The 12,946-nt window shown below is 39.9% G+C and carries 15 protein-coding genes and 1 pseudogene; 1 reads left to right on the plus strand and 15 read right to left on the minus strand.

Translation table 11 applies throughout. The annotated features are described in order from the left end of the window. The 13 genes from Q0212_RS10240 to Q0212_RS10300 all read right to left on the minus strand — a co-directional run. Positions 1-786, minus strand: a 786-nt coding sequence (locus Q0212_RS10240; RefSeq protein WP_297925102.1) for a response regulator, incomplete at its 3' end; no start/stop codon positions are given. Positions 787-795: 9 nt separating this feature from the next. Further along, positions 796-2,082, minus strand: a complete 1,287-nt coding sequence (locus Q0212_RS10245; protein WP_297925105.1) for an ATP-binding protein — start codon at positions 2,080-2,082, stop codon at positions 796-798. A gap of 128 nt (positions 2,083-2,210) precedes the next feature. Then, entirely contained in the window at positions 2,211-2,720 is a 510-nt protein-coding gene (locus Q0212_RS10250) for a GNAT family N-acetyltransferase (RefSeq protein ID WP_297925107.1), read from the minus strand. Further along, on the minus strand, positions 2,713-2,832 hold the full coding sequence (locus Q0212_RS10255; protein WP_297925109.1) for an adenylate/guanylate cyclase domain-containing protein: 120 nt from the start codon (positions 2,830-2,832) through the stop codon (positions 2,713-2,715). Before Q0212_RS10255 ends, Q0212_RS10250 begins: the two co-directional genes overlap by 8 nt. Then, the gene (locus Q0212_RS10260; RefSeq protein WP_297925110.1) at positions 2,829-3,053 is read right to left on the minus strand and encodes a hypothetical protein; all 225 of its coding nucleotides are present in this window, start codon (positions 3,051-3,053) and stop codon (positions 2,829-2,831) included. The genes Q0212_RS10255 and Q0212_RS10260 overlap by 4 nt, the downstream gene beginning before the upstream one ends. A gap of 130 nt (positions 3,054-3,183) precedes the next feature. Beyond that, positions 3,184-3,417, minus strand: a complete 234-nt coding sequence (locus tag Q0212_RS10265; RefSeq protein WP_297925112.1) for a TIGR02647 family protein — start codon at positions 3,415-3,417, stop codon at positions 3,184-3,186. 19 nt (positions 3,418-3,436) lie between these two features. Continuing rightward, entirely contained in the window at positions 3,437-4,270 is an 834-nt protein-coding gene (locus tag Q0212_RS10270; RefSeq protein ID WP_297925113.1) for a hypothetical protein, read from the minus strand. 98 nt (positions 4,271-4,368) lie between these two features. Next, positions 4,369-5,643: an alanine racemase gene (locus Q0212_RS10275; protein ID WP_297925115.1), complete on the minus strand. Its 1,275-nt coding sequence runs from the start codon at positions 5,641-5,643 to the stop codon at positions 4,369-4,371. Then, the gene (locus tag Q0212_RS10280) at positions 5,640-7,034 is read right to left on the minus strand and encodes a D-arabinono-1,4-lactone oxidase (protein ID WP_297925117.1); all 1,395 of its coding nucleotides are present in this window, start codon (positions 7,032-7,034) and stop codon (positions 5,640-5,642) included. The genes Q0212_RS10275 and Q0212_RS10280 overlap by 4 nt, the downstream gene beginning before the upstream one ends. A gap of 69 nt (positions 7,035-7,103) precedes the next feature. Next, positions 7,104-7,436: a c-type cytochrome gene (locus Q0212_RS10285; protein WP_297925119.1), complete on the minus strand. Its 333-nt coding sequence runs from the start codon at positions 7,434-7,436 to the stop codon at positions 7,104-7,106. Positions 7,437-7,538: 102 nt separating this feature from the next. Next, positions 7,539-8,228: a nucleotidyl transferase AbiEii/AbiGii toxin family protein gene (locus Q0212_RS10290; RefSeq protein WP_297925121.1), complete on the minus strand. Its 690-nt coding sequence runs from the start codon at positions 8,226-8,228 to the stop codon at positions 7,539-7,541. Next, the gene (locus tag Q0212_RS10295; RefSeq protein ID WP_297925123.1) at positions 8,225-8,827 is read right to left on the minus strand and encodes a hypothetical protein; all 603 of its coding nucleotides are present in this window, start codon (positions 8,825-8,827) and stop codon (positions 8,225-8,227) included. The genes Q0212_RS10290 and Q0212_RS10295 overlap by 4 nt, the downstream gene beginning before the upstream one ends. Before the next feature lie 78 nt (positions 8,828-8,905). Beyond that, the gene (locus Q0212_RS10300) at positions 8,906-9,928 is read right to left on the minus strand and encodes an AraC family transcriptional regulator (protein ID WP_297925125.1); all 1,023 of its coding nucleotides are present in this window, start codon (positions 9,926-9,928) and stop codon (positions 8,906-8,908) included. A gap of 113 nt (positions 9,929-10,041) precedes the next feature. Between Q0212_RS10300 and Q0212_RS10305 the strand changes: the two genes are divergently transcribed. Continuing rightward, positions 10,042-11,325 (plus strand): serine hydrolase, encoded by a 1,284-nt coding sequence (locus tag Q0212_RS10305; protein WP_297925127.1) that lies wholly within the window; start codon positions 10,042-10,044, stop codon positions 11,323-11,325. A 59-nt stretch (positions 11,326-11,384) separates the two neighbouring features. On the opposite strand, the gene Q0212_RS10310 is transcribed toward Q0212_RS10305, so the two are convergent. Beyond that, on the minus strand, positions 11,385-12,569 hold the full coding sequence (locus tag Q0212_RS10310; protein WP_297925129.1) for a Fic family protein: 1,185 nt from the start codon (positions 12,567-12,569) through the stop codon (positions 11,385-11,387). Positions 12,570-12,758: 189 nt separating this feature from the next. Continuing rightward, positions 12,759-12,946, minus strand: a pseudogene (locus Q0212_RS10315) (hypothetical protein); the annotation flags it as partial.

The following is a 12,946-nucleotide window of genomic DNA, read 5'->3' on the forward strand; positions in this document are numbered from 1 at the left end:
CTTATAACGCGCCAAGGTTGACTCTAAACTTTTTGCTAATAACCCTTTACGCAAGGGTTTAGGTAAATATCTAAATACTTGTGCTTGATTAATCAAACTGGCCACTCGTTGCGTATCTTTAAAACAGGTATTAATAATGGTTAATAAATCGGGATATTCGCGTTTTAAAGTTTTAATCATAATCGAAGCATCACCATCGGCTAGCTGCAACTCATTGACTAAAACCGCGACGGGTTGTGTTGCTAATACTGTTAACGCACTGGCAATCGTGGTACGCCATAACACATTATGTTGTGCGCCCAATAACTCTTTCACCGTTTCAAAAACTGTCACATCTTCGTCTAACACCAAACAAGTTAAACCTTTGGCTGGCACAGGCACAGGAAAACTAGGCACATTCACTTTTTCTAATTTAGCAGCAATATTCACCGCATCGGCTACCGTGTCGCGTAATTCCTTTGGCCCCCACGGTTTATTAATATATCTAAAAATTTCGCCATCATTTACCGAGTCCATCGCGGCTTCAACATCGGCATAACCTGTTAATAAAATTCTAACGGTATTAGGGCTTAAATTTTTTGCTTTTTCTAAAAGTTCTGTGCCAATCATGGTTGGCATACGTTGGTCAGAAATTAAGACATTTATTTTTTCTTGTTGAAGAATTTTTAAAGCTTCATGGCCATCTGTGGTAGAAAATACTTGATATTGCATTCTTAATAACATAGTTAAGGTGCGTAAAATACGTTCTTCATCATCAACTAATAAAATACGAGGTTTGCTGTTCATGGCATATTCCTAAGCCGCTTTGGCTAAAATTTGGTTACGAGGTAGTGCTATAACAAAGCGTGTGCCTTTACCTACTTCGGAGGCGACACGAATCGAACCACCATGCTGTTGAATAATTTTGAATGAAATCGATAAACCTAAACCTGTGCCTTGCCCCACAGGTTTAGTGGTAAAGAATGGATCAAAGATTTTGGCAAGATTTTCGGGCGCAATACCTGAGCCTGTATCTTGCACCGAGATATAGACATTATCCGCGTCTGCCCATGTTTTTATTAATAAATAACCTTGTGTTTTTATCGCTTGAGCAGCATTGGTAAATAAATTAAGTAACACTTGATTAATTTGTGAGGCGGTACATCTAATTAACGGCACATTATCTAAGCGTTTAATCACCTCCACTTTATATTTTAGGGTATTACGTGCAATTAATAAGGCATTTTCAATACAATCATTAACCGACACATGATCGGTGACCGCTTGATCTAAACGACTAAAATCTTTTAGACCTGTGACTAATTCACTAATTTGTTCCACACCATAAAACGTGTCATTAAATAATCCATCTAAATCACTAAAAAACTGCGCTAAGTCCATACCTGCTTTAGCATCATCAACACCCGCTAAACTTTCAGCAATATCAACATCGGTGCTTTCGGGCGCTAATAAGGTATTCACCAAACGTTCATGGGTTTGCAAAACAAAGTTAAGCTGGCCAAAAAACTCTCTCAACATTTCAATGTTGTTATTGACATAACCTAAAGGTGTATTAATTTCGTGGGCAACCCCTGCCACCATTTGTCCTAAAGCCGCCATTTTTTCGGACTGAACGAGCTGTGCTTGTGATGATGATAATTGTTTATAGGCTTTGTTTAAATCTGCCGCATTTTGGCTAATTTGCTTTTCCATCGCACTTAATAAATGTAGCACTGCGCCCATACCAATATATTTGCCTTGATTGGTAATAATAAAATCTTCACTTAAAGGAAACACCATATTGGCACTGATAAAGGCTGCTGCACTAGCCAAACTACTATCCATATCAACGGCTAAGACATCGGCACGCATAAAATCTTTAACAGGTCGACTACCAAATAAATCACGACCGAATTTTTTTAGGAAAATATCATTAAGTTGATGACGGCTAATCATACCTACGGCTTGATTATGGTCATTAACGATAGCTACCGATAAGCAATCTTTATAATGTTCGCTCAAAAAAGCATCGGCCACTTTGTTAATAGTATCGGTTTCGGCAAAGGGTAAAATCGGATTGGCAAAACTTTGCAAAATAGACATGGCAACCTCTCAACAAGCACGGATGTTCCTTGTGCTAGGTTTTAAAGTTGCACCTTAAGGCTTAAAAATGACAATTTGGTGTCATGTTATTGACAGTTTGTTGACAGCTTGGCAAGTTGTGAAAACACTCACGTTATTGTTTTGGTCATATATACGGCATATTGACCATAAGTCGCTAATTTAGCATCTAATTGTGGATAATTTTTTGTGATAAAACCTAAACGCTGCCAAAATGCTTGAGCTTGCTCTACCGCTACCAAAGCCATTTGGCTAAAATTTTCTTGCTGTGCATAGATGACTAAATGTTTGACTAGATGCTGAGCCAGTCCTTGACCATGCCACTGAGGATGTACCGCTAAATCATGAATATACAATACTTGTTCTGTGGTTTTGGGTAATTGTAAAGGCTGGTTGAGTGCAGGAATTTGACCGATTGGCCAAGGGTGAGCAAACACATAAGCTACCGCTTGTTGCTCGGCTGTATGCAACAATAAACAACTTTCAGGGGCATATTGTTGCTTAGCCATAAACACTGCATCATCTTCCCAAAAATATTGAGGATAAGCCGCACGTTGAATTTTTTGAATGCTAGCTAAGTCTTGCGCTTGAATTGTTTTAAGCAAAAATTGTTTAGACACGTTCCGCCTCAAGCCACCATGTAGTCATTTCACCTTTACCTTTAACGTCAATCACACCACGTTCTATGGTTAAAAATTCTTTGCCCAAACGCTCTTGAGTTTGTTGGCTCATTTGAATGCACCGCCCATAAAAAAGGAAATTAAAAAATAAAAGGTGGTTAAAGCAAAAGCAGCACCTATCGCATACCGCGTAATTCGAGTATGACGGGTATGGTCGGCTTGAGTCGGTAATGGCGGAGGATTCAGTAAATCTAACCAAAACTGTTTATCGGGTCGGCGGATATACTGACGAATTTGGCAATCTTTTTCGTTTTGCTGGCTTAATTCGGACATGATTTATTCGCTTCATCAATTGTAATAATATGCCCTTCGACTACGCTCAGGGCGCATTTTTACGCTAGCTGAGCTTGGTATGCCCTGAGCCTGCCGAAGGGTCGAAGCCTAGCCCTACATTTTCACGAAATTAACTACCCAAAATATTTAATGCAGATTGCGCATGTTCGGCTGCCTCAATCCCTAAATGTGTTAAATAACCACCATCTTTTTGACTGATTAGGCCTTTACTATGCAAACGTTCAGCAGCAGCAATAATAATTGGTTCTGCACTATGATGAATTTTTAAACCTGCTTGATGATTAGCTAAATCAAACATGGATAACACGATCAATTCTTCAATTAAATCAATTGAATACTTCATTATTATTCTCCGTTATATTTTAAGAACAGCTTGCTATTAATTTATTACAACCACTACCGCCTCCACCTGATGAGGCATTATTGCTTGGTGTATTTATCGACACGCTTATACCTTGACCTTGAGTGCTACCTAAACCTGTTGTATTTGTTTGGTCGTTAACATATCCCATAATAATGGTAGAGTCACTGGTATTTTGTTGATTCTGTTTAAAAACTTCGTACTGACCTTTATTGTTGGTAGTAGTTTCACGTAGGACTTGATTAATTACAGCTATTTTTATACCTGCATTATCGGCGGCAATCGCTACTTTACGGCGATCTTCACTAGAGCTACCCATTTTAAAGGCTGCTTGTAAAATCGTTTGGGTTTGACTAGGTGCAGTGCTAATGCCTGCAGAGGTAATCGCCGCTGCATGTTTAGGCGATGCGGTAATAGCTGCTTGAGTAATTGCGGCTGCTTGTTTGGGTGCAACACTTAAAGCAGCTGCGGCAATCGCTGCCGCCATTGACGGTTTTGATGCTTTAATAGCTGCCGTCACAATCGCTCCTGCTTGCTTAGGTGCGACTTTAGCCAGTGCTTTAACTGTTGCTGACACGCCTGCACCTTGTTTAATGGCAAGCTCTGTTAAAATAGCCGCTAAACTGGGATTAGCTTTGACGACTTGAGCAACAATCAATAAGGCTTGATCTTTGGCTTGTGAGGTATATTTATTTTGAACTTTTGGCAATTGATTGAGTTGGGTAACAACAGTATCTAATTTTTGTTGTTCGCTCACTGATAAAGCAGCGTGTCCAGCCATGCTTAATAATGATAAGGTCAAAACCGCTATCATTTTTCGCAAGCTCAATGGCATAACTTAACTCCACAAGTAATCATTAGATATTATTCTCATGCTACTCGCTTCATTAATAAATTACTAGCCTCACCTAGATTAAAGGCGGTTATTTACAGTTAAGCCGACATACTAAAGACCTGCCAGCGTTGGCTTATTTGTTTTTGTTGATTATCAAAGACCACAATATCGCCAAACTGCAAAAACACCGCTTCGCTTTGTTGCGGTCTAAAAAACACATAATCGTTTACTTGTAAATGCTGACTTGATGATCCTAACCACAGCTCTTGGTTACTTGAGCGACCATATAAACCACTTAAAGCCAAGCCTTGTGGTGAAACGGGTTTAGCTAACCAATGACCACCATGAATAAAATAACCTTGCTCATTATTCACATCCCACCAACGGCGCAAACCATCCGCCCACTCAATGGCTGGAATCAACGCAGGATTTAAGGCTTTTAACACAGGGGTTGCAATAAAACAGGCGGCTTTGTGCTGATTTAAGGTTGCCAAATCAAAATCACAAGGTTGTACAAACGCCGTTCCCACTGCTACTTCATTAGCCACTGTCCCTTTTGCATGTAAAGTATAAGTCGGACTACCACCTGCATTTAAGGTCAATTTTTGTGGCTCATACCCTGCTTCGGTGAGGATGCTAATCGCTTGTTGATAGGTGTTTTTAAAATGATCCCATGCTTTTTGTTGCATATTTAAAATTGTTGGCAATTTGCCTACATGTGCTTCATAACCCATTAATCCTGCAAGCTGTAATTGAGGGTTGCTTTTGATGGTTTGCACTACTTGTTTTAGCTCACCAACATCAACAAAACCGCCCCGATGCAAACCCACATCAATTTCTAAACTCACACGCAATTGCACATTAAACTGTTTGGCTACTTCACTATACTCAATCAATCGTTGTGGCGAATCCATTAACCATTGAATGTGTGGCAATGCCGCGCGATTGCTCTCAACCCTTAGCCACTCTTGTACTGCTAATGCCGTTAAAGGCTTACCTAATAAAAAATCGCCTTGAGGATAAGCCTGAGTCACCGTCGTCAACATTGGCAAATTAAACACCATAAATCGTTGGCTATTTAATTGCTGACTCAAATAATTCAACAAATCTAATGATGGCAAAGACTTGACCACCAAGCGAACAGGCAGCTTATGCACGGCTGTTGCTTGTTTCACTTGTTGAATATTATGGTCTAAAGCTTGTTGATCAATGATCAATGTTGGCTGGGCTAAACCTGCCTTCGCCAACGCCTGACTGACTGCTAAAAAATAGGCATTATGCGGCGCACCTTGATCACTGGGTTTTAGCGCAATACCCGTTGCTACTGCACCTAAGCCTGTAGCCATCATCAGTTGGCGACGAGATAACTTCATGCTAAGCCCCAAATCTTTTTGGTGTAATTGTTAACGAATTTATTTTGTGGGTCTAATTGCTGACGAATGGCTTTGACTTGCTGCCATTGTGGATATAACAAGGCAAAATCTTTGTCAGTTAATGAATGCATTTTTCCCCAATGTGGGCGACCACCATAACGTTTTAAAATCGGTTCAATTAAACTGTATAAAAATTTGTAGTCATCTTCATAATAGGCGTGTACCGCAATTGAGCCTGTATCTTGTTGATAAAACGGTGATAACCATGCCTGATCATCACCCTTAATTACGCGTGCCTCAATCGGAAAAAACACATCAGAACGCTGTTTTTCGATGACCTCTATTACTTCTTTCAGTGCAGGAATTTGTGCATCTAAAGGCAAATGATATTCCATTTCATGAAAGCGCACCGAACGCTCAGAGGCTAACAGTTTCCAACCATAATCAACCGCGTATTCAGTGCCATGATTATCTGCCACCATTTGCGCAATACGTCTGCGTAAACTTGGCGACCAACTGACATAATCACGCAACTTTTTTAAATCCATTAACGAATCCATGTCTTTATCTTCACCGCGTGGCGTGACGGCTTTATCGGTTTGGTTATGCAACACTTTCATCGCCAATCCCGTAAATGGGATATAAAAAAACTCAGCATTACGATTTTTTTGATATAAATCAGGCCATTCGGCAAATAACTGGTCTACTGGCAACATGGTCACTTGACGCTCTGTGCGCGCTAAAGGCCAATTTTCTAAGGTGTAATCGGTGACTATGCCAAAGCTACCCAATCCTACTAAAGCGGCATGATAAATTTCGGCATTTTCGCTAGCACTACAATTGATTTCTTGGCCTTGGGCGGTGACTAACCTAAAACTTTGCACGCGACCATGCAAAGCGGGTAAAGCATAACCACTACCATGCGTACCTGTGGCAATCGCTCCTGCTAAGGTTTGTTTGTTGATATCAGGAATATTCACCATATCTTGGCCAATTTGTTCTAATAGTTGGCCTAATTGCTGTAGACGTGTGCCTGCTTTGACCGTGGCTATGTGTTGTTCGGCATTGTGACCAATTAAGCCTGAAAAGCTGTCTAAGGCGAGTAATGTACCATCTGTTGCACACTGAGCATTAAACGAATGGCCTGCACCGACACAACGAATTGGCGCTGTGCTATTGGCTAAAGCCGTTTTTAATTCTTCGAGGGTGCTAGGGGCAAGACGTTTGCTGGGATAAGCATATTCACTGCCTGCCCAATTTTGCCAAATATAATGACCTTGTGCATTTTGGCTAGCAGGAACAGGATGATTAGGGGCTTTATAACAAGCAGATAAGGCTAAACTTGCTCCACTCGCAGCACTAAAACTTAAAAACTGGCGACGATTTAACATGATATTTTAACCTCGTTCCTCTGTTTAGATGCCCTCCTCTAATTTAGGGGAGGGTTAGGGAGGGGTATATTATTTTTGAGTTTGAGCAGTAGCCATATAAGTGATCATGGCTTCAAAATCGGGCGGTGTACAAGTAGTACACAAGCCTCCTGCGGGCATAGCATTAAAACCTTGAATGGCGTGTTGTACTAAAGTGGGTAAGCCTTGCTCTAAACGTTTGTCCCATGCCGCTTTATCACCTACTTGTGGAGCTGGACTAGCCGGATTAGCGTGACAAGTTTTGCAGCTTTGCTCAAACAGTTTTTGTTGCTGCTCGCTTAACGTGATGGGTTGTAAACTGGTCTTATTGCCACAGGCTGATAACACGAAAACGGACAAGCTTAAAAACAAAACTTTGTGCATATTGCCAACCTCAGAGAGATTTAATTATTTTTATATACTAAGAATTATACAGATTAGATACTAGCACAGGCAGGGACAACAAAGGGGATATTTTCGGCCATTTTACAAATGACTAATTTCGATTAAACGCTCAAATAAGAGGTTTTCGTGTTGCCTATCTTGAGCAACTGACTGTACCTGATATTCAAAATCTGATTCATTCAAAAAAGTCTGTATGGCTGCTGCAATGGCTGATTTCACTTTTTTATTAGCCGCGTGCAAATCTGCAATTAGTGAAGAACATCCATCTATCAAACTTAGTATATCTTCAATATCTTGACTAACTAAAAAATCGTTATTTCCCCTGCCTGCGAATGCTTCAATTTTAGTTGCCAAAAAATAGGTAGGACTAACAACTCGAATAATACGATTAGAGGGTAATTGATACGACTTAGCAAACTCTACAGCTTCAGGATACCAAATATTACTAAAACCCAATATTTCTTGATCGGTTGGCATGACATCAACGATCATCGAACCTAAACGCCATCTACAAATAACATCATCTTCAACAGATTCTTTAAAACCGCGTTGGCGTAATTTTTGGCATAAATCCTGATATTCAGATTTAGACAATACTTCAACAATCATATCCACATCTTCAGTACTACGAATATGTTGCAATGTCACCACATCATCAACCAGTAAAGCCGTTGTACAGCCACCCACAAATACAACTTTCTCTAATAAATCATCACCCAAACTTTGAGCAACAACATCAATCATCTCAATCATGACTTTTTGATTATTCAAATTTTCACCCTCTGTATAAAGAGATTTTTCGCCAATTCTGCCTCTCGAGCATGCCCCATTCTTATTGAATCTACTAATGCTAATAGCTCATATAAAATCGGATCATTTTTTACTGCTTTTGTCACTGACTTATGTATTGGCAATAATGAAATTCCCATGACTTTACCTGTACCATCAGGCCATACATAAGGCAAATCGCCTGCACCAAGTAACTGCCCGACTAACACAGGGGAGGCATAAGTCGTTGGAATACCTCTGACCACTGCTCCAACCTCAATCGGTAACATATATTTCAAACCATGCACACAAAACTCAGTTATATTTCTTGCAATCGGAATTGGTCTTTGTGTTTTTCTAGAAAGACGCAATAATTGATTTTGTAAACAGCGATTTACTGCACCATGACACTCAGATGCACTAATGCCAAGACTGTTAGATAATTGTTGATATGTCCACTCTATTGAGATAGTTGTTACCACACGATCATCATGCCAACCGCACCACCAGTCATGAGGCCTAAGAGTATATAACTCGTCTTCTTGCTGTCTTATTTCCATAGCAAGCAACTTTAAAACCAACAAAATATCTTGACTTTTCATAATTGGAAAAACCATATTTTCTTTATTCGCGAATTACGAACAAATTAAATACAGAAAAATAAAAAAGTCAAGAAAATATCACCCCTGCCGATAACCTTGTGGCGAAACCCCCATCCAACGATGAAAAGCACGTCTAAAACTGGCTGCTTCGCTATAGCCCAACACCGCAGCGGCTTGTTCTACCGTCACACGTTTATTGGCTAATAGCTGTTTAGCCAATTGTTGACGCACTAGCTCAACTTGCTGTTGAAAATCGGTTTGAGCCGCTTGTAACTTACGTCTTAACGTACGCTCTGACATGGCCAAACGTTTGGCAACTTCGGGCATACTTGGCCAATAATTGGGGCTAGCTCTTAACTCCTGTTGCACACGTTGGACAATTTCATCAACACGCAATACATGGTGCTGTTGTTCTGCTAATAATTGCTGGCACAAAATTAATAATTGTTTGGCAGTGAGTGCATTGGCCGTTTTTAATGGTAAGGACAACAAACGTTTGTCCATGCTAAATTGGCAATCGGCTTGTTGGTAATAAATTGGACAGCGCAAATAGTCTTGCAAGGCTTGATGATAACTGGATTGTTGCCCAATAAAATGAACAAATAATGGCGAAAAATCTTCACCCATTAATTGCCGTGCTACGTGGGTAAACCCACAAATTAGTTCTTCAGGGGCAAATTGTGCCAAGGCAGGCAAGGGATAATCTAATTGAGCACGAATAATAAAATGCTCTGTTTGCTCAAGTGATTCTAGACTCATAAAGCTACTGGTCAAACGATAATAATCCAAACCGTATTTTATCGCTTCACCTACCGTTGGCGCACTTAACATCGCGTGTCCCAGCACACCATAGCTGGATACATTCACTTGTGTACCAATCATTAAACCCAAATCTACATAACCTTGACCATATAACAGATTTAATAAATTTTCATAATCTTCTGCCGCCAAACGATAATTATCAGCATATAACAGTTGTAAACTATCTAAGGCTAAGCAGCCTGCCAACTGTTGCTGACTAAAGCCTTTACTTAATGCCCATTCAACCAAAATAATGGCAATATAAGCAGGAATATGAGGTTGTTGATGATTGATGAGCATATTGGCTATCCTAATGGGCGAAAGTCATCGTTTAACAAGGCTTTTATTTATTTTTGATTTATTATGAGCACATAGCTAACACAAGTCCATTTTTAACCACAGGACACGACTTTATGTTATTCGACCGTATTAATACCTTACTTCCTTATATTAAAACAGGTGGTCACCGCATTAATGTACCACGCGATTTAAAAAGTATTACCACTATCAACAAAGACCGTGAATGTTCACCTGAAAGTTTAGGTTTATCGTCATCAGCGATTGATAAAATTTGGCAAAGTGTTGAAGCGTATTATAAAACTGGCTTACATCCTGCGATTACCTTAGTCATTCGTTATAAAGGCCAAATCGTCATGAGTCGTGGTTTGGGTTATAGCCACGTGGGTGCAGCGGGTGAATCGCCTGATGATGGTTCAAAATTAGCGACTGCTGATACACCATTATGTTTGTTTTCTGGCTCTAAAGCCATTAGTGCTATGCTCATTCATAAATTAGCCGAAGAAGGTAAACTTAATATTCATGATCGTGTGAGCCAATATATTCCCGAATATGCGTCTCATGGCAAACATTTAACCACCATTCATGATTTATTAACCCACAAGGCAGGCATTCGGATTATGCCAATTGCCAATCCAACGCCCGAATTAATGTATGACTTTGATACAGTCGTGAAAATTTTGGCCGAATCTCCACCTGTTGGCACACCCAAAAAACAACAGGCTTATCATGCTGTTACCGCTGGTTATATTTTGGGAGCAATTGCCCAAAAAGCGTCAGGCGAAACTTTGCCACAGTTGTTACAACGAGTTTTAGCTGAGCCATTAGGTTGTGAACACTTTACTTTTGGCATGGCTGAAGATCGTCGTCATCAAGCAGCGGTTAGCTTGCCAACAGGTTTAGATAAAGTGCCTGTGATTAGCAAAATGCTGCATCATATGTTGGGTGTCAGTGACCGTGATATTACGTCTGCAATCAACTCTCCCGAAGCTCATGAAGCCGTTATTCCTGCGGCTAACATTTATTGTAGTGCTGAGGAAGTGTGTCGTTTTTATCAAATGATGTTAGATGGCGGTTTGTGGCAAGGTAAACGCGTGTTTGAAACCACCACGATTAACAATGCAACACGACGCGGTAAATTATTGTTTGACCACTCTGCCAAAGCACCGATGCGTTATTCTGCTGGTTTTATGCGTGGCGAAAAATTATGGACGATTTTTGGTGCAAATACTGCCGACGCCTTTGGTCATTTAGGCTTCATTAATATTTTGTGTTGGGCTGATCCTGCACGTGAGATTTCAGTGGCGTTTTTAAATACTGGCAAATCTTTAGCCCCCGAAGGATTTATTGGTTTTGCGAACGTGACCAGTACGATTAGTTCTGTTTTTAAGGCTAAGTAGATGACACAAAGGGCTGCTGATATTTTAGCTACAGCCCAACCACACATTAAACCCTCACTCTAGCTCTCTCCCACAGGGAGAGAGAACGCCCTCTCCTGTGGGAGAGGGTTGGGGTGACGGCTGCCTAATACCTCTAAATTAACCTGATAACGTACACTTCTCCCTCCACCTGCAATCGATTTTAAGCAACTCTTCTCAAGCATATCAGTTAAATGGCGTGTGGCTGTTGCTTTACTAACTTTAGCAACTTTTTGATATTGAGCGGCACTAATGCCCTGCTCAAAACCATTTCCACCACCATCTAACAAGCGATTAAGCACTTTACGTTGAGCCTCATGCAAATCAGTTTGGGCAAAATATTGCCAAAACCGTGCTTTTAATAAGGTTCTTTCGATTTTTTGTAATGACTGATTGACACTCAATTCTAAAGTCTCTAAAAACCATAGTAGCCATTCACTAATATCTAAATTACCTTTTTGAGATTGCTCTAATATCCGATAATAGTTTTGTCGTTGCTGCAAAATAGCAGATGAAATGGCATATAAACGAATACTTTGCCTATCCATTTGTGCTAAAGCTAAATCTGTTAGGGTGCGTGTGATACGACCATTACCATCATCAAAAGGATGTAAAGTCACAAACCAAAAATGACTTATTGCGGCTCTTAATAAAGGATCAAGTAACTGATTATGGCGACTTTGATTAAACCAATCGATAAACACCATCATTTGTTGTGCTAAATCACTTCTAGGAGGGGCTTCAAAATGGATGGTTGGTTTATCTATACGTCCTGATACCACTTGCATCGGTTCTTCGCCGCGCCATTGCCCTACTCTTATTTTTGCTGTTGTCCAGTCAGGCTCTGCAAATAACCATTCATGCCATTGAAATAAACGCTCTACGGTTAACTCTTGATGAATATTATTTAACGCATCAAATAAAATATTAGCTAAACCTTCGGAGCGTTGGGTACTGGGATAGGACTGTTGTGCTGATAATCCTAAACGCCGCGCTAAAGATGAGCGTAAGGAATAAACATTAATTTTTTCATTTTCAATGGCAGAGGATGCAATAATATTACTTAATAGAGTTTCTAAACTCAGTTCAATACTCTGACCATCATAACTACTTTGACCAAGTAAAAATCCTATCTTTTGATGTAGTTGGCGGAGCTTAGGCAAAATTTTTGCGTCTGACCATGTAAAGTTTGGCCATTGCGGCTGTTGCCAAATCCATGTTGTCATCTCTTTTGCTCAACACAATTTTAAACAATGAGCCGAATATAACAGATATTCAGCTCATTTTGTGAGGTGATTATAGTTCCGAGATGAAAACTAATTTCTCCTTTTACTTACAATAAATAAACTCCTGAAATAAACACAGAATAAACAATTGATTTCACCTTAACATCATTGGGCTAAACAATGGAGTTCTTAGTTCAACATAATAAATGGCAATCCGTTACCTAAAATCCTACCATCACCACCTATACGCCATTCATTTGTCACATTCAAAATTTGTGTTTCAATTTCTTTACTATAAACAGGCACTAGTTCTTGAGAAACAGTGCTATCAAAATTATCGCCTCCTGCAATCACTTCTAAAACTAAAGCTGCATCTG

The organism is uncultured Agitococcus sp., from assembly GCF_937920075.1.
Lineage (GTDB): Bacteria > Pseudomonadota > Gammaproteobacteria > Pseudomonadales > Moraxellaceae > Agitococcus.